The 17,040-nt window shown below is 58.3% G+C and carries 17 protein-coding genes and 3 pseudogenes; 14 read left to right on the plus strand and 6 right to left on the minus strand.

Annotated elements, in window-relative coordinates:
• Window positions 1-41: 41 nt before the first annotated feature.
• The 4 genes from AC3ITY_RS04340 (at window position 42) to AC3ITY_RS04355 (ending at window position 3,480) form a co-directional block, all read left to right on the plus strand.
• The gene (locus AC3ITY_RS04340; protein ID WP_489307803.1) at window positions 42-497 is read left to right on the plus strand and encodes a flavodoxin; all 456 of its coding nucleotides are present in this window, start codon (window positions 42-44) and stop codon (window positions 495-497) included.
• A gap of 225 nt (window positions 498-722) precedes the next feature.
• Window positions 723-1,505, plus strand: coding sequence for a class II aldolase/adducin family protein (locus AC3ITY_RS04345; protein ID WP_489307805.1), 783 nt, complete (start codon window positions 723-725; stop codon window positions 1,503-1,505).
• A complete protein-coding gene (locus AC3ITY_RS04350; RefSeq protein WP_223455611.1) occupies window positions 1,505-2,407 on the plus strand; it encodes an alpha/beta fold hydrolase in 903 nt (300 codons plus the stop codon). The genes AC3ITY_RS04345 and AC3ITY_RS04350 overlap by 1 nt, the downstream gene beginning before the upstream one ends.
• A gap of 161 nt (window positions 2,408-2,568) precedes the next feature.
• Entirely contained in the window at window positions 2,569-3,480 is a 912-nt protein-coding gene (locus AC3ITY_RS04355) for an SDR family oxidoreductase (RefSeq protein ID WP_489307807.1), read from the plus strand.
• A 73-nt stretch (window positions 3,481-3,553) separates the two neighbouring features.
• Here the strand turns inward: AC3ITY_RS04355 and AC3ITY_RS04360 are convergent, their stop codons facing one another.
• Together AC3ITY_RS04360 and AC3ITY_RS04365 are read right to left on the minus strand one after the other, a co-directional pair.
• Window positions 3,554-4,324 carry an N-acetylmuramoyl-L-alanine amidase gene (locus tag AC3ITY_RS04360; protein WP_489307808.1) on the minus strand — a complete coding sequence of 257 codons (771 nt, stop codon included), beginning with the start codon at window positions 4,322-4,324 and terminating at the stop codon, window positions 3,554-3,556.
• Between the two features lie 218 nt (window positions 4,325-4,542).
• A complete protein-coding gene (locus AC3ITY_RS04365; RefSeq protein ID WP_489307809.1) occupies window positions 4,543-5,748 on the minus strand; it encodes an ISL3 family transposase in 1,206 nt (401 codons plus the stop codon).
• Window positions 5,749-5,891: 143 nt separating this feature from the next.
• Between AC3ITY_RS04365 and AC3ITY_RS04370 the strand changes: the two genes are divergently transcribed.
• From AC3ITY_RS04370 to AC3ITY_RS04390, 5 genes and pseudogenes are all read left to right on the plus strand, one after another.
• On the plus strand, window positions 5,892-6,266 hold the full coding sequence (locus AC3ITY_RS04370; protein WP_489307811.1) for a hypothetical protein: 375 nt from the start codon (window positions 5,892-5,894) through the stop codon (window positions 6,264-6,266).
• Window positions 6,267-6,381: 115 nt separating this feature from the next.
• Window positions 6,382-6,942 (plus strand): annotated as a pseudogene (locus AC3ITY_RS04375) (DUF1302 domain-containing protein); the annotation flags it as partial.
• A pseudogene (locus AC3ITY_RS04380) lies at window positions 6,942-7,676 on the plus strand (response regulator transcription factor); the annotation flags it as partial. The pseudogenes AC3ITY_RS04375 and AC3ITY_RS04380, both read left to right, overlap by 1 nt.
• A gap of 171 nt (window positions 7,677-7,847) precedes the next feature.
• Complete coding sequence (locus tag AC3ITY_RS04385) at window positions 7,848-8,537, plus strand: hypothetical protein (protein ID WP_489307812.1); 690 nt, start codon at window positions 7,848-7,850, stop codon at window positions 8,535-8,537.
• 45 nt (window positions 8,538-8,582) lie between these two features.
• Window positions 8,583-8,894 carry a hypothetical protein gene (locus AC3ITY_RS04390; protein WP_489307814.1) on the plus strand — a complete coding sequence of 104 codons (312 nt, stop codon included), beginning with the start codon at window positions 8,583-8,585 and terminating at the stop codon, window positions 8,892-8,894.
• A gap of 56 nt (window positions 8,895-8,950) precedes the next feature.
• Here AC3ITY_RS04390 and AC3ITY_RS04395 read toward each other — a convergent pair whose 3' ends face one another.
• On the minus strand, window positions 8,951-9,748 hold the full coding sequence (locus AC3ITY_RS04395) for an IclR family transcriptional regulator (RefSeq protein ID WP_223448061.1): 798 nt from the start codon (window positions 9,746-9,748) through the stop codon (window positions 8,951-8,953).
• Window positions 9,749-9,911: 163 nt separating this feature from the next.
• Between AC3ITY_RS04395 and hmgA the strand changes: the two genes are divergently transcribed.
• The 3 genes from hmgA to maiA are packed head-to-tail and all read left to right on the plus strand — an operon-like array spanning window position 9,912 to window position 13,172.
• Window positions 9,912-11,216, plus strand: coding sequence for a homogentisate 1,2-dioxygenase (gene hmgA / locus AC3ITY_RS04400; RefSeq protein ID WP_489307815.1), 1,305 nt, complete (start codon window positions 9,912-9,914; stop codon window positions 11,214-11,216).
• A 3-nt stretch (window positions 11,217-11,219) separates the two neighbouring features.
• Complete coding sequence (gene fahA, locus AC3ITY_RS04405; RefSeq protein WP_489307816.1) at window positions 11,220-12,524, plus strand: fumarylacetoacetase; 1,305 nt, start codon at window positions 11,220-11,222, stop codon at window positions 12,522-12,524.
• A 12-nt stretch (window positions 12,525-12,536) separates the two neighbouring features.
• The gene (gene maiA / locus AC3ITY_RS04410) at window positions 12,537-13,172 is read left to right on the plus strand and encodes a maleylacetoacetate isomerase (RefSeq protein ID WP_489307817.1); all 636 of its coding nucleotides are present in this window, start codon (window positions 12,537-12,539) and stop codon (window positions 13,170-13,172) included.
• Between the two features lie 113 nt (window positions 13,173-13,285).
• Here the strand turns inward: maiA and AC3ITY_RS04415 are convergent, their stop codons facing one another.
• Entirely contained in the window at window positions 13,286-14,089 is an 804-nt protein-coding gene (locus tag AC3ITY_RS04415) for a SirB1 family protein (protein WP_489307819.1), read from the minus strand.
• A 183-nt stretch (window positions 14,090-14,272) separates the two neighbouring features.
• Between AC3ITY_RS04415 and AC3ITY_RS04420 the strand changes: the two genes are divergently transcribed.
• Window positions 14,273-15,292 carry a Glu/Leu/Phe/Val dehydrogenase family protein gene (locus tag AC3ITY_RS04420; RefSeq protein ID WP_489307820.1) on the plus strand — a complete coding sequence of 340 codons (1,020 nt, stop codon included), beginning with the start codon at window positions 14,273-14,275 and terminating at the stop codon, window positions 15,290-15,292.
• A gap of 186 nt (window positions 15,293-15,478) precedes the next feature.
• Here the strand turns inward: AC3ITY_RS04420 and AC3ITY_RS04425 are convergent.
• Window positions 15,479-15,718, minus strand: a pseudogene (locus AC3ITY_RS04425) (YebG family protein); the annotation flags it as partial.
• A 276-nt stretch (window positions 15,719-15,994) separates the two neighbouring features.
• Between AC3ITY_RS04425 and AC3ITY_RS04430 the strand changes: the two are divergent.
• Window positions 15,995-16,495 carry a phosphate-starvation-inducible protein PsiE gene (locus AC3ITY_RS04430; protein WP_489307822.1) on the plus strand — a complete coding sequence of 167 codons (501 nt, stop codon included), beginning with the start codon at window positions 15,995-15,997 and terminating at the stop codon, window positions 16,493-16,495.
• On the opposite strand, the gene AC3ITY_RS04435 is transcribed toward AC3ITY_RS04430, so the two are convergent.
• Window positions 16,492-16,809, minus strand: coding sequence for a DUF3509 domain-containing protein (locus tag AC3ITY_RS04435; RefSeq protein WP_489307824.1), 318 nt, complete (start codon window positions 16,807-16,809; stop codon window positions 16,492-16,494). The two genes, AC3ITY_RS04430 and AC3ITY_RS04435, sit on opposite strands and share 4 nt — an antisense overlap.
• Window positions 16,810-17,040: the final 231 nt, after the last annotated feature.

Genomic DNA, 17,040 nt, shown 5'->3' on the forward strand with positions numbered 1-17,040 from the left:
GTTAATATCCGGGTCTTTTACTCGGATTCAGGATCAGATTGATGAAAGTCGCCATCATTTCCGGCTCGGTATACGGCACGGCCGAAGAAGTCGCCCGCCACGCCGCCAGCCTGTTGAAAGCCGCCGGTTTCGAAACCTGGCACAACCCGCGTGCGACCCTCGCCGATGTCCAGGCGTTTGGCCCCGAAGCCTTTCTGGCGGTGACCTCGACCACCGGCATGGGTGAGTTGCCGGACAACCTGCAACCGCTGTATTCGACCATTCGTGACCAATTGCCAGTGGCCTGGCGCGGTTTGCCAGGCGCGGTGATCGGATTGGGCGATGCGAGTTATGGCGATACTTTTTGTGGCGGCGGCGAGCAGATGCGTGAACTGTTCGGTGAACTGGGCATTCGCGAAGTACTGCCAATGCTGCGCCTGGATGCCAGTGAAACTGTGACCCCCGAAACGGACGCCGAGCCATGGCTGGCGGACCTGATCAACGCACTGCGCGCATGATCGTTGCCATGGCACCCATGCCAGTCAGGGTTCTGACAGTGCGGTAAAAGCTGCCTGTCAGACCCTCGCGGGCGCCGGTCATTTGACATGGATCCAGGGCAGCACGGCGGCTGACTCGCTCGGCCATCAAGCTGGCTGCCAATGCAACTACACGAACCTCAAGGGCTGACTAGACTCGGTAAACATAGGAAACACTCCATCATAAAAACACCGAGGTTCCTTGCCGTGACTGTCGCTCCCGTCCAATCGCCACACAGTGTCAAAGACCAGGTCAGTGCTACCGAGTGGCAGACCCGCGTCGACCTGGCGGCCTGTTACCGCCTGGTCGCCCAACATGGCTGGGATGACCTGATCTTCACCCATATCTCCGCCAAAGTGCCCGGCACCGAAGATTTTCTGATCAACCCGTTCGGGTTGATGTTTCACGAAATGACCGCATCGAGCCTGGTCAAGGTGGATCAGGCCGGCAACAAGCTGATGGACAGTCCTTACGAGATCAATCCGGCGGGTTACACCATCCACAGCGCCGTGCATGAAGTTCGTCACGATGTCGTCTGCGTGCTCCACACCCACACGGCTTCGGGGGTTGCGGTGTCGGCACAGAAGCAGGGCGTTTTGCCGATCAGCCAACAGTCGTTGTTCGTGCTTTCCAGCCTGGCCTACCACGCCTATGAAGGCGTGGCGCTCAACCATGAAGAGAAAGTGCGGCTGCAGGCCGACCTCGGTGAAAACAATTTCCTGATGTTGCATAACCACGGTCTGCTGACCTGCGGCAGCACCATCGCCGATACGTTCCTGATGATGTTCACCTTTCAGCGTGCTTGCGACATTCAGGTCATGGCGCAAAACGGTGCCGCTGAACTGATCGCCATCGAACCGCAGATTCTGGCTGGCGCCAAAGCCATGATCGCGGGTGTCACCAGAAGTGCTCAAGGAATGGGCGGAGCGCTGGCCTGGCCGGCGCTGCTGCGTAAACTCGATAAACTGGACCCGGGTTATAAACTCTAATGGAACTCGCCGAGATCCCTCTGTGTGTCTGGCGCAAGCGCAGCCAGACGTTCATTTTTCGTGACCAGAGCATCCGTTACTGGACAGCAGGGCAGGGTGAGCCACTGCTGCTCATTCACGGCTTTCCGTCCGCCAGTTGGGACTGGCATTACCTGTGGCAGCCATTGACCCAGCGTTTTCGCGTGATCGCTTGCGACATGCTGGGCTTCGGCGATTCGGCCAAACCGGCGAATCATGAATACAGCCTGCTGGAACAAGCGGATCTGCAACAGGCACTGCTTGAACACCTGAATGTCGAGCAGCCGGTGCACCTGTTCGCCCACGATTACGGCGACAGCGTGGCCCAGGAACTGCTGGCCCGGCATTACGAGTCGCGGGTGGAGCTGGCCAGTTGTGTGTTTCTCAACGGCGGGTTGTTTCCGGAAACCCACCGCCCGGTACTGATGCAAAAACTCTTGCTCAGTCCTTTGGGCTGGATGATTGGCCGCGCCTTCAGCCGTGATGGCCTGGTGAGAAGCTTTCGGCAGATTTTCGGTCCGCAAACCCGTCCCAGTGAAAGCCAGATGGATGATTTCTGGAGCCTGGTCGAAAGTCATAGCGGGCCAAGGATCATGCACAAATTGATCGCCTACATCCCGGAGCGACGCGTCTGGCGCAACCGCTGGGTGAGCGCGATGCAACGCGGTGAAGTGCCGCTGCGAGTGATCGATGGCGGGGTCGATCCGATCTCCGGCGCGCACATGGTCGAGCGTTACCGGGAGCTGATCCCGGAGGCGGACACGGTGGTGTTGCCTGACATTGGCCACTACCCACAGATCGAAGCGCCCTGCGAGGTGCTCAAGCACTACCTGGCGTTTCGCGATCAATTGCTCTTGCCGCCGCGCAAGGTGGCCTGCTCCTGATTCGCAGCGTTCAACCTGCAGTGTTTTTTTTGTGACCATTTCCCTATCAATCATCCCCCAGCCTTATCGCCCACCATTCAGCCTCCCCCTGTTCATTGTGACCTGCTGCGCCGTGCCTGAAACTCGGACTCACTGTCCCCTGGCCTGCTGGAGTCCCCCCGATGAATGAGTCTGTGCGCTTCGAAGATAAAGTCGTGATCATCACCGGAGCCGGTGGCGGCCTGGGACGGGCGCATGCACTGCTGTTCGCCAAACAGGGCGCCAGGGTGCTGGTCAACGATCTTGGCGGCACGGCCCAGGGCGAGGGCGCCAACGCCTCGGCTGCCGACCGCGTTGTCGCGGACATTCGCGAGGCTGGCGGCATCGCCGAGGCCAACCACGACTCGGTCACTGACGGTGGCAAACTGGTCCAGCACGCCCTGGACGTCTTCGGTCGCGTCGACGTGGTGGTCAACAACGCCGGGATCCTGCGTGACAAGACCTTCCACAAAATGGATGACGCCGACTGGGACCTGGTTTACCGCGTCCACGTCGAAGGTGCCTACAAAGTCACCCGCGCCGCCTGGCCGCACATGCGCGAGCAAAACTATGGCCGGGTTATTTTCACCGCGTCGACCTCGGGCATCTATGGCAACTTCGGCCAGTCCAACTACGGCATGGCCAAGCTCGGTCTCTATGGTCTGACCCGCACCTTGGCCATCGAAGGCCGCAAGAACAATATCCTGGTCAATGCCATCGCCCCCACCGGCGGCACGCGCATGACCGAAGGCTTGATCCCGCCGCAAGTCTTCGAACAGCTCAAGCCGGAACTGGTCAGCCCGCTGGTGGTTTACCTGGCCAGCGAGAACTGCCAGGAAACCTCCGGTCTGTTCGAAGTCGGTGGCGGCTGGATGGGCAAGGTCCGCTGGGAGCGCAGCCTCGGTGCCGGGTTCGATCCACGGACAGGTTTCTCCCCGGAAGACGTGGCGGCGCACTGGCAGCAGATCTGTGATTTCGAAGGTGCGGCGCATCCGAAGGACAACATCGAGGCGTTGAAGGAAATGATGGGGAATTTGCAGAGGTATACGCTCTGATAGCGCCGGCAAGGTCACATTGATTGACCTTGCCGGTTGTTGCATTTGTCGGCTGGGAGCCATTTGTTACCGATCAACCGGGAAAGTATTTGACTACCAGGGCCTTCAGATTGGCGGCTGTTTGCACGTCCATTTTTCCATCGAAGTTATCCGGGCGAAAATGCATCTGGAATGCCCGCACCAACTGTTGAAAACCGCCTTCCGTTGACGCCCCCGAAACATCGTATCCATAGGATTTGAACAACCCCAGCAATTCGCTTCGGGCTGGAACGCCCGATGTGTTGTATTTACGCAGATACTCGTTCCGAGTGGTTTCATCGAACCAGGCGCCGACGCCTTTCAAGTACAGCGCCTGCCAGGGAAACATCGGCCCCGGGTCACTTTTGCGGCCGATTGAAACATCGGAGTGGCCCAAAACCTGCGTCGGTGTGATATCCGGGTAGCGCTTGAGGATATTCAGCGCCAGTTGTTCAATCGCAGCGATCTGCTCGGGGTGATACGGCGGAAAGGTGAAGTCGCCTTTGTTGTCGGTCGCCAGGTTGACGACTTCAATGCCGATGGATGTGTCATTCAGATTGCTGCGGTTACCCCACTGACTGACACCTGCGTGCCACGCGCGATAGGTTTCATCCACCAGGCTGAAAACTTCCTGCACGGTATGGCCGGCTTTCAGGTAACTGGGGTCAGTGATATCTGGAATCAGATAGTGCGCGCTGACACTCGGGCCGGTCAGGGCACTGACAGAACTTGAAAAGTTAGCGGCCGTGTAGTGAAGAATCAGAAAGCGTATTCGACTGTTGAAACTTCGGGTTGAGCGATACTGGTTGTAGTTGATGGGTTTCATGGTTGCACTCGCAATAAGTAAGTTTGAAGCCGGACGAAGATAAAAGTCGTGCGCCGACTTGCTGTTCAACTTACTGGCTGGAGTGCTTTTGGTGTTTACCTATGCTTGTAGGTACTTTCTGAAAGAAATGTAGGTATCCGAAGTTTTGTGAGGATGCTCAGGGGTTGCTGACCGACGGCTGTTACTCACCAAAAACCATCGCCCATAAAAAAGGTTCTTCACGGATTACCGGGAAAGACGCTCTTGATCTTCATGAAAAAGAATTCGCTGTCCCGGTAACCGTACGCCATGCGCTTGATGACCTTGATTCGATTGTTGATGCCTTCCAACTGGCCCGTATGCATCGGCCAACGAACCCGGCTGACGATGCCCCGCCAGTAACCCTTCAGTCGTTTGGCAAACTGGATTAGAGGCGGTATGTCACTTTCATGCGCATGGCGCAGCCATTGCTGCCAGGCTGATCGCCAGCCCCAGGCGGTGCTCGGAGTCCAAAGCGTTTTGAGTTCAGCCTTCATCAAATAGACCGTCATCAACGCTTGGTTGGCCGCCAGCAGATCCTCCAAACGGACCTGTTGCTCCGGCGTTTTCAGGTTCTGCGGGTTGCGCAGCAACAGCCATCGCGCTTGCTTGATGACCTTTCGGGCAGGCTTGTCATGACGTAGCCGATTAGCTTCATCGACGCGGACTCGATCAATCACCTCCCGGCCATATTTGGCCACCACATGAAAAAGGTCGTAGACCACGCGCGCCTTTGGGCAGTGCTGACGAACCTCCAGGTCAAAGGCGGTGTTCATGTCCATCGCCACCGCTTCGATGCGAGCGCAACCCTCTGGCCCCAGTTCCTCGAAGAATGGCCTGATCGCCGCACGACTGCGACCTTCGCCGATCCACAGCACTCGCCGGGTATCGGCGTCCAGCACCACGCTGGCGTAACGATGACCTTTGAACAGCGCGAATTCATCCATGACCAAGCGCCGTGGCTGCGCCTTTGGCAAAACACTCAACGCCGCTTGCAAGGCTCGACGCTCCAGCAGACGAACGCTGTCCCAATGCAGCCCGAACAGTTGAGCCACGTGCAGCGTGGGCAGGCGTTCGCAGGCTTGAATGACCGCATCGGCCAGGCGGCGCGTCATGCGGGCATAGCGATCCAGCCAACTGACCGCTTCCATGCGTTTGCCACAGTCGCGACACCCGACACGTCGGAGCAAAACGCTGAGGCGCACCGCACGGCCGAGAATGGGCAGATCACGGATGACTCGCTGGCAGTACTCATGCGTGGTTGAGCACGGTTTTTGGCAGCCGCCACAAGAGGGGAATTGGGTGGCGTGGGGCGTCAGGTCGATCTGTAGAGCATCGCCATCGGGCTTGATCGTAACGACAGAAAAGCCCTCCCAAAAGGGAAGGAAAGTATTAATATCACGCATAAGAACGCCGGTTTGTTAGATGTGTTTGCTCGCACGAACATCATCAATCAAATCGGCGTTCTTGTTTCTGTGTTTCCCGGGATTCCGTGAAGAACCAAAAAAAAGCCTGGGCACGCTCCTTTGTAGGAGCTGGCTTGCCAGCGATGGTCGATAACGATAACGCGTGTGAACCGGATAAACGCGGCGTACTTGAGTCCATCGCCAGCAAGCTGGCTCCTACAGTTTCCCGGGATTGCGTGAAGAACCATAAAAAAGGCCGCTGCAAACGCAGCGGCCAAGGTAAGACGTTGGATCAGGAGCTACAAATCAACGTCAGTGAACACGGGGCGATGAACCGAATCCTCAATTCATCTGAAATCTTTCATCACGGCGCAGACCGGTACTTCGTGCCTGCGGTGGTTTACCGTGACAGCCAAGTAAGAATAAGCCCTTGGTGTCGTTGGAAAAATACCAATTACGGACATGCACTGTTGCAACCCCGGCAACAGTCAGGATTCGGGTGCTCGTCGTCTGGGTGATGACCCTGTACCAGTCATCCTTTAGAGGTACACCACGAATACCTCCTTGGTGCGCTTATCGACCCCGATGCCCGGCAGTAGGGTGAGGCCTTCTGTCACTCACCGGGGAAGACGCATGACAAAAACAACAATGCGCGCCATCTTCACACCGCAGGCACTGGCGGCTGCGGTCGCCTTGGGTTGCTGTGCCCAGACACAGGCCATTTCGTTCAACATCGGGGAAATCGAGGGGACGTTCGACTCCTCGCTGTCGGTCGGCGCGAGCTGGGGCATGCGTGATGCGGATAACGCCCTGGTGGGCACCGTCAACGGCGGTTCCGGCCAGTCCTCGACCGGCGACGACGGGCGATTGAATTTCAAGAAGGGTGAAACCTTCTCGAAGATCTTCAAGGGTATTCACGACCTCGAACTGAAGTACGGCGACACCGGTGTGTTCGTGCGTGGCAAGTATTGGTACGACTTTGAACTGAAGGATGAAAGCCGCCCGTTCAAGGACATCAGCGATCACAATCGCAAAGAAGGCGCCAAGTCTTCAGACGGGCAAATCCTCGACGCTTTCGTCTATCACAACTACTCCCTCGCCGATTTGCCGGGCACGGTCCGCGCCGGCAAGCAGGTGGTCAGTTGGGGCGAGAGCACCTTTATCGGCAACTCGATCAACAGCATCAACCCGGTGCGTTTGATCGTCTGCGCGAGGCTGAACTGTTGATGCAGCAATGGCAGATCCCCGACACGGTGTATCGCGGGGTGCTGCTGCAAATCAGCAGCCATTTCTGGTTGCAGCAAGGGCGCCCGGAGTTGGCCTTGGAAGCGCTGACCCGGGTCTTGCGTCATTATCGCGGGGCCCACGCGCGCCAGGCACCGCCGGCCACGCTGCAGCTGAATGCGCGTATCGAATACCCGTTGGTGTTGGCCGAGACTCAACTGCAACTGGCGCAACATCCATTGGATCGGCTCAAGGCGTTACTCGGGCACGCGCAACAAAACGCCATGCTGGCGCTGGAAACGGACTTGCAATTGGCCATCTGCGAAGTGGCGGACCTGACGGGCGAGCCGGAAATGGCCCACGCATCACTGGAGGCCGGTCTGGCGTTGGTGATGCGTTGCCAGGGGCAACAGGCATTGCGTGATTTGAACTTGCGCCAGCCGAATCTGATCTGTCGTTTACAAGGCGAGGAGACGGTGACCGCGCTGGCCCTGGATGCCAGCCTGCTGAGCAGTCGGGAGCTGGAAGTGCTCGGCCTGATTGCCCAGGGTAATTCCAATCAGCAAATTGCCGAGCAGCTGTTCATTTCGTTGCATACGATGAAAACCCATGCCCGGCGCATTCACAGCAAGTTGGGTGTGGAGCGGCGTACACAGGCAGTTGCCATGGCGAAGAAGTTGGGGTTGATAATGCAGATTTGGTAGTTGTTTGTTTTGGTTTTGAAACGAATTAAAACATACGATTGTGTGCATAAATAACCGTGTTGATTAGTATGGTCGTCGGCGCTGACAAATAAGCAATTGGTTGCGTTGTCAGTACATTTAACGACAAGGTCGAGCAGGATGCTCGGCTATTTAACGTGACAGGAAGTCTGTATGGGTGACAGTTTTTTTTCTTATAGTAAGATTTCGCGATTGAAGCGTATTCGTGCGGATTTCGCAGTCGAGGTGCTGTTGGTTGAACGCCTGGGGAAACTCGGGATCAACCCGCACAAGACCTATCTGAATACGCTGGTTGATATTCTTGGCACTGATGTCAGCGAGTCCAGGACGTTATTCGATGAGACGCTGGCGTGGGTTGAGAAAGAGATTTCTCCAACTTATGTTCAGGGGATCAACGGTGTCTTCAATCTGAGGTTTTCTTACAAGCCGGAGCATCAGGTTAAAGGGCTGGATCTGATAGAGTTTGAAAGAATAGTAATGGATACCGTCCGTTGGTTGACCGATGCGCCCTCAATCAACCTTTCAAAACGCTCGATCAAGGTTTCTGGCATCGAGCAGGTCCACGCAGCGTTAAAGTACCAGATCCCGGAAATCAATATTGATAACGTGTACTTGACCAGTTTTGTGACGGAGCCGGGAGGGCGAAAGATACTTCAATCCCGAAGTCTGGCCGAAGATATCTTTGCTTATTTTCAACATAATGAAATTCCTTACTATCACGGTGAAGGGCTGGGCGTTTATTCGATCGCCTACAGTTCCAGGGAATCTGATTTGCATCCGCAACTCACGATCAAGGAAATCAGTGACCTGGTGATCGAAATTGCTCCGGATTTCCTGATCTGATATTCAGGGACTTTCGTAGCCCATTCAATTATGGAGTTTTAAGGTATGGAACAACTGACAAAGGAGTTGGTGCGGGCCAAGCTGCACGCAAGGCTCGGCGGTCGCGGAATTGATGTCGATAAGGTATATGTCAATGCAATTGCGTCGGCTAACGATTCGACGGTTACTTACTCTCAGTCACTGGTCTCGGCATTTTTTCTTAAGTTACAGGATGGTGAAGTTCCAAAATTCGCCAGTGAGAATTTGGGGATCTTTTCCGAGCCGTACACGTTTGACCAGAAATATCGTTTCGATGGTGTGAAACTTGATGAGCTCAATGAAATGGGTGCAGCAATTGCCCGGGATTTACTGAGCTGATTGGTGGTTCTATCAAAGTAGTTGTGCCAACCCCGTGGTTGGCACAGTTGCCGCAATCAGGTTGCGGATACGGCGGGTTCAAAACCCATGCGCCAGCTGACCGCATGGCTGGCGGATAACAGGCGCTGCGCCGCCGGACCGTTTTCATCGGCATGGAACAACGATGTCGGCCCCACCACCGTCAGCACGGCAACCACTCTGCCCATCGCGTTGAACACCGGTGCCGACAAGGCATCCACCCCTGGCAGCAGCAAACCATGTACATGGTGCAAACCGCGTGCGCGGATTTGTTCGCACTGGGCCGCATAGGCCTGATCGTCTGCCAGCGCGTGGGCTGCGTGGGACTGCAATTCCTGCACGCGCAGATCCTCGGTTTCGCGTTTCGGCAGGTAGGCGCCAAACACCAGTCCCGTCGAAGAACTGAGCAAAGGCAACACCGAGCCCAGTTGTGTCACCACCGTCACCGCACGCACCGCCGGTTCGATATGCACCACGGTCGCGCCCTGATTGCCCCACACCGCCAGAAAACAGGTTTCGTTCAAGTCATCGCGCAATTCGGCCAGGGGCAGGGCGGCGACTTTCAGCACGTCCATGCTGTTGAGTGCCGCCAGCCCTACGCGCAAGGCTTCGCGGCCCAGGCCGTAATGGTTGGTGGCGGCGTTCTGTTCGGCGAATCCGCTGGCGATCAAGGCCTGCAAATAGCGGTGAACCTTGCTCGCCGGCATCTGCACGTGTTCGGCCAGGCGTGACAGCGAAGTCGAGGGCGACAGTTCGGCCAGAGCCTTGAGGATGTCGGTGCCAACCTCGGCCGAGCGGACTTTCTGTTTACCGTTGTTGTCGCTGGTTTTTTCCATGGTGGCAGGGATCCCGGGACGAATGGGCGTCTTTATAGCTTGACGGTCAATACCAATCAAATTACGTTATGCGTAATCAAATTACGATAAAAATAACCCAGGCGCGCCTCGACCTCTGCAACAGAGCGAGCGGCCACTGCCGACTCCCTGTTCAGGAGGCTCCATGAACCCCGATTCAACGACGCCAGCGCTGGCCTACTTGTCAGGCTTCGGCAACGAATTCAGCAGCGAAGCGTTGCCCGGCGCACTGCCTGTCGGCCAGAACTCCCCGCAAAAAGCCCCGTACGGCCTTTACACCGAACTGTTCTCCGGCACGGCCTTCACCATGGCGCGCAGCGAAGCGCGGCGGACCTGGATGTACCGCATTCAGCCGTCGGCCAATCATCCAGCATTCGTCAAACTGGATCGGCAACTCGCCGGCGGTCCGCTGGGAGAAGTGACTCCCAACCGCCTGCGCTGGAACCCGCTGGAGATTCCCGCCGAGCCGACCGATTTCATCGACGGACTGGTAAGCATGGCCGCCAACTCGGGCGCAGAAAAACCGGCCGGGATCAGCATCTACAACTACCGCGCCAACCGTTCCATGGAGCGCGTGTTCTTCAATGCTGACGGCGAGATGTTGCTGGTGCCTGAACTGGGGCGCCTGCGCGTTGCCACCGAACTCGGCGTGCTTGAACTGGAACCGCTGGAAATTGCCGTACTGCCTCGCGGCCTTAAATTCCGCATCGAACTGCTCGACCCGCAAGCCCGTGGTTACGTCGCCGAAAACCATGGTGCGCCGCTGCGTCTGCCGGACCTGGGGCCGATTGGCAGCAATGGCCTGGCCAATCCGCGGGACTTCCTGACTCCGGTGGCGGCCTACGAAAACCTGAAACAATCCACCTCGCTGGTGCAGAAGTTCCTCGGCGAGTTGTGGGCCTGTGAGCTCAATCATTCGCCGCTCAACGTGGTTGCCTGGCACGGTAATAACGTGCCGTACAAATATGACCTGCGCCGTTTCAACACCATCGGCACCGTCAGTTTCGATCACCCCGATCCGTCGATCTTCACCGTGCTGACCTCGCCTACCAGCGTCCACGGCCTGGCCAACCTCGACTTCGTGATCTTCCCGCCACGCTGGATGGTGGCGGAGAACACCTTCCGTCCACCTTGGTTCCATCGCAACCTGATGAACGAATTCATGGGGTTGATCCAGGGCGAATACGACGCCAAGGCCGAAGGCTTCGTGCCCGGCGGTGCTTCGTTGCACAGCTGCATGAGCGCCCACGGCCCCGATGGAGAGACTTGCACCAAAGCGATCAACGTTGACCTCAAGCCGGCGAAAATCGACAACACCATGGCGTTCATGTTCGAGACCAGCCAGGTGTTGCGCCCAAGCCGTTTCGCCCTCGATTGCCCGCAACTGCAAAACACTTACGACGCCTGCTGGGCTACGCTGCCCGCCACTTTCGACCCGACCCGGAGATAACCCATGACGCAGACTTCCATCACTCGCAGCTGGGTTGCATCCGCCAACGACCATGCGGATTTCCCCCTGCAAAACCTGCCGCTGGGCGTGTTCAGTCTCAACGGCTCGGCACCGCGTTGTGGCGTGGCCATTGGCGAACATATCTTTGACCTGCAAGCGGCCCTTGAGGCCGAGTTGTTCGATGGCGCCGCGAAAACAGCGGTCGAAGCGACCCGTGGCGGTCAGCTGAATGCGTTCTTCGAACTGGGCCGCGAAGCTCGCGTCGCCTTGCGCGAGCGTTTGCTGGAACTGTTCGCCGAGGGCAGCACCCTGCACGGCAAGATCGAAGCCCAGGGCGCAAAACTGCTGCCGCTGGCGGCGGATTGCGAGATGCACCTGCCGGCGAAAATCAACGATTACACCGACTTCTACGTTGGCATCGAGCACGCGCAGAACGTTGGCAAACTGTTCCGTCCCGACAACCCGTTGCTGCCGAACTACAAGTACGTACCGATTGGCTACCACGGTCGTGCGTCGACCATTCGCCCGTCCGGTACCGATGTACGTCGCCCGAAAGGCCAGACCTTGCCGGCCGGTCATACCGAGCCGACCTTTGGCCCTTGCGCGCGGCTGGACTACGAACTGGAGCTGGGCATCTGGATCGGCCAGGGCAATGAAATGGGCGACTCGATTGCCATTGGCGACGCCGCCGACCACATCGCCGGTTTCTGCCTGCTCAACGACTGGTCGGCACGGGACATCCAGGCCTGGGAATACCAGCCTTTGGGGCCGTTCCTTTCGAAAAGCTTCATCACCAGCATCTCGCCGTGGGTGGTCACCGCCGAAGCGCTGGAGCCGTTCCGTCGTGCCCAGCCTGAGCGTCCACAAGGCGATCCGCAGCCGCTGCCGTACCTGCTCGACAAGCGCGATCAGGCCGCTGGCGCATTCGACATCGAACTGGAAGTGTTGCTGCTCACCGAGGCCATGCGCGAACAGAACCTGCCAGCCCATCGCCTGACCCTGAGCAACACAGGGCACATGTACTGGACCGTGGCGCAAATGGTCGCGCACCACAGCGTCAACGGCTGCCAGTTGCAGGCCGGTGACTTGTTCGGCTCGGGCACCTTGTCGGGACCGGAGAGCGGTCAGTTCGGCAGCCTGCTGGAAATCACCGAAGGCGGTAAAAAACCGATCGAACTGGCCTCGGGCGAGGTGCGTAAATTCCTTGAGGACGGTGACGAAATCATCCTGCGCGGCCGTTGCCGCCGCGACGGTTTTGCCTCCATCGGTTTCGGCGAATGCCGCGGCAAAGTGCTGCCGGCGCGCTAACAGGAGCGGGGCATGGAACTCTATACCTACTACCGTTCGACTTCGTCGTACCGGGTGCGTATCGCGTTGGCGCTCAAGGGCCTGGATTATCAATCCTTGCCGGTCAACCTGATCGCACCGCAGGGCGGCGAGCATCGACAGCCGCCTTATCTGGGCATCAACCCGCAGGGCCGTGTGCCGGCCTTGCGCACCGATGAAGGTGAGTTGCTGATCCAGTCTCCTGCGATCATCGAGTACCTGGAGGAACGTTATCCACAGGTGCCACTGCTGTCCGGGGACCTGGCTGCCCGTGCTCACGAGCGCGGCGTGGCGGCAGTGATCGGCTGCGATGTGCACCCGCTGCACAACGTCAGCGTGCTCAATCGGCTGCGTCAGTTGGGTCACGACGAACCGCAGGTGGTGGAGTGGATCGGTCACTGGATCGGCCAAGGGCTGGCCACGGTGGAGCAGCTGATCGGTGATGACGGTTATTGCTTCGGCCCCGAGCCTGGACTGGCGGACGTCTACCTGATCCCTCAGTTGTACGCGGCCGAGCGTTTCAATGTTTCCCTTGAAGCTTATCCACGCATCCGGCGAGTGGCGGCATTGGCGGCGACGCACCCGGCTTTCATCAAGGCGCATCCGGCGAACCAGCCAGACACGCCATAACAACTCACACTATCCCAATGTGCGAGCCTGCTCGCGATAGCGGTATGTCAGTCACATTGATTTGACTGACACTCCCTCTTCGCGAGCAGGCTCGCTCCCACAATGATTTGTGATCAGTGAACGATGGCGTTCGGCGGCAAATGCCCCAACCGTTCCGTCAGGCGAATCCGCTGGATCGGATCTTCGCTGAGCAGCAGCGCATGCTCCAGGTCAAAACGCTCGGCGTTCGGGCAGTCCAGCCGTTGGTACAGGCTGGCCCGGGCCAGATAGTCGGCGGCAGTGGCATTGCCCAGTTCCAGGACGCGCTCGGCGTCGATCAGGGCATTGATGCAATCGTCGTGGGACAGGTACAACTGGCGCAGGTTGCGCGACAGCCGTTGCAGCATCTGCGCCGGCTCGGCGGTTACCAGGTGTTCGGCGCTGAGCTTCATGTTCGGGCCATACTGGCGGTGCAGCAGTTCCCGACAATCGTTCGGATAAAGCCGGCGGCCGCCGCAGGGGTCGAGCAAATGATCGGCGCCCGGTACCCGCAGCAGGAAATGTCCGGGGAAGTTGACCCCGACCATGGGAATCTCCAGGCCCCTGGCCAACTCCAGCGCAATCAGCCCCAGCGTCAAGGGTTGCCCTCGTCGGCGCTCCAGTACTTTGTCCAGCAGTGCCACTTGCGGGCGCAAGGGTGTGAAGTCGTCCTGGGCGAAGCCAAGGTCATTCAAGCGCCGCAGCAGCGGCTGGGCCAGTTCACTGACCGGCAGCATCGGCAAGCCGCCGCTGACCCGTTGTTGCAACGCCCGGAAATTGGCCAACTGTGCTTGCGGCTCCACCTCGCTGTCGTGCTCGGCCGCAATCCACAGTGCCGCCTCGAACAGCGCGGGCGGTGAACGTTGCAGGCAGGCGAAGAACGATTGGCGCGGGGTCATCAAAATCTCCGGGCAATGCCTCGTTTTAGCCCCCTCTCCGGCATTCGTCCAGTGCCGCACAAGGGCGATCACAGGTTATTTCCGAAAGCCTGCATCGGGGCCGTTCTTATTCCGGTGCGCTTCTGCAATTTTTGGGCGCAAGCCTATACTGGCGACTACAAGAAGTGATTCGGGAGCCTTACGATGTTCGCTCTCATGCAAAGCACCCGCCTTGAATCGCTGCATCTGAGCGTTGACTCGGTCACCGGGTTGAAGGCGGTCATTGCCATTCATAACAGCCGTCTGGGGCCTGCCCTGGGTGGTTGTCGTTACCTTGCCTACCCCAGCGACGAATCAGCGGTCGAAGACGCTGTGCGCCTGGCCCAAGGCATGAGCTACAAAGCCGCGCTGGCCGGCCTGGCCCAGGGTGGTGGCGTGGCGGTGATCGTGCGTCCGGCCCATGTGGAAAACCGCGCGGCACTGTTCGAAGCGTTCGGACGCTGCATCGAACAACTCGAAGGCCGCTACATCACCGCCATCGACAGCGGCACTTCCGTGGCGGACATGGATTGCATCGCCCAGCAAACCCAACACGTCACCAGCACCACCTCGGCGGGCGACCCTGCGCCACACGCGGCAATGGGGGTATTCACCGGCATCCGCAGCACCGCCATGGCCCGGCTCGGCAGCGATAACCTCGAAGGTCTGCGCGTGGCTATCCAGGGCCTGGGCAATGTCGGCTATGCATTGGCCGAACAACTGCACGCCGCCGGTGCCGAACTGCTGGTCAGCGACATCGATCACGGCAAGGTGCAACTGGCCATGGAGCAACTCGGCGCGCACCCGATTGCCAACGATGCGCTGCTCAGCACACCTTGCGACATCCTCGCGCCTTGCGGGCTGGGCGGTGTGCTCAACAGCCATACCGTGTCGCAATTGCGCTGCTCGGCGGTGGCCGGTTCGGCGAACAATCAGCTGACGCATCTGGATATCGCCGACCAACTGGAACGCCGCGGCATCCTGTATGCGCCGGATTACGTGATCAACGCCGGCGGGCTGATTTACGTGTCGCTCAAGCATCGCGGCGAAGAACTGTCGACCATCACCGCACACCTGTCGAAAATCAGTTCGCGCCTGACCGAAGTGTTCGCCCACGCCCAGGCAGAAAAACGCTCCCCCGCACGGGTGGCCGATGAGTTGGCAGAGAAAGTGTTGTACTGGTGAATCGGATGAGTTTTCCACAGGCATGAAAAAGGCCCTGGGTCATTTGACTCAGGGCCTGTTCAATTTTGGCTTTGCTTACTTGGCGGCTTTGGGGGCCTTGGCAGGCTTGGCCGGGGTGATCGGCTCCACGGCCTCAACGGCCTCGACCGCTGCAACAGGTTGTGCGACTTCAACCGGTGCGCTGAGCAGTTCGGACAGGGCGTCCGGCTGGCTCTTGAACGCCTTGGCGAACACATCGCGATTCTTCGCCATGTAGATCCCGGCTTCTTCCACTTGCTGCTCGGTCAGGGACGGAACGGCTTTTTGCAACACTTCAGCCAGCAGTTCGGCCAGTTCGAGCATTTTGTCATGACGGTCAGCTTCGGCTTTATCCATGAACAAGCGCTCCAGATCTCGGCTGCTGCGGTATACCACTTCGACGGCCATTCACCACCTCACATGCCTTCACATTGGTTGTCGATTTCGACTACTGTATCTATATACAGCTAAAGGATAAGCGAAACCCTGTCTTTTGGATAGTGGCTTTTCAATGTAGACCGGTTTCGGCATTTGTCAGGTGAGGCGCTGCACGGGTGCGACCAAACGCCACGGCGCGCGATTCAGAGCGGCTCGCCATCATGGGCTGGCCTTTTTTCTGCATGCAGAAAAACCGTCACGTCCAACCCGCATCATCCGGTCGAACCGACCTAAGGAAGCAGCATCGTGAAAATCAACTGGGCCGAAAAACTGCGGCAGAACGTGCATGAACTGGCCGAGTCCCTGGGCAACCTGTTCGTCGAAACCTTTCACTACCTGGCGCTGTTCGCCATTGGTGCGGTGACCGCGTGGGCGGCGGTGATGGAATTTCTCGGGATGATCGAAGCGGGGCACATCAAGATCGATGACATCTTGCTGCTGTTCATCTACCTGGAACTGGGGGCGATGGTCGGGATTTACTTCAAGACCAACCACATGCCCGTGCGCTTCCTGATCTACGTGGCGATCACCGCGCTGACGCGGCTGCTGATTTCCAACGTTTCGCACCACAACCCGCCGGACCTGGGGATCATCTACCTGTGCGGCGGGATTCTGCTGTTGGCGTTTGCGATTCTGGTGGTGCGTTACGCTTCGTCGCAATTTCCTTCGGTGAAGATTGAGAACCCGCACCGCAAGACAGGTGCGGGCTCCAGTGAACATCCGGAAGTAGAAAAGGGCGAACTTTAAAGCCCCATGGCGGGTCGGGGCCGGCCGTTGGCTGATGGTGGCGGCAGGCTGCGCGTGCCGCCATCGGTCATGGATTCGAGGATGGCCACGGCACTGTGGCCCTGTTCGATGGCAATGCCGAACTGAATGCTTTGCACCAGTCGTTTCAGGCGCTCGAGGTCATTGCGTTGTTCGGCGCTGATCATGCGTTTGGCCACCACGCGGCCACTGTTGGACAGGGTCAGCATGATGCTGCCGTCCAGGCCCTGAATGCTCAGGTTGATCTGGTAATCCGCTGCAAAGGCATCGGTAATGAGCTGGAAAGGGTTGTCCATGATGCGTCACCGCCTGATTGAACGTGCAGTTGTTGACCGGCCGTGATCGGGTTGGTTCGCAATGCCAGACCACCGGCCATCTCGCCATCATTGTTCCAACCAGGATGTAGCAAGGGGCATGCCGACAAAATTGTCGGACAAAAAAAACGTTCTGTAGGAGCGAGCCTGCTCGCGATGGTCGTGAACGATAACGCGTCAAACCAGATGGTTTGCGGCGCCTGAGGGTTTTTC

This window comes from Pseudomonas sp. GL_091 (genome assembly GCF_057837725.1).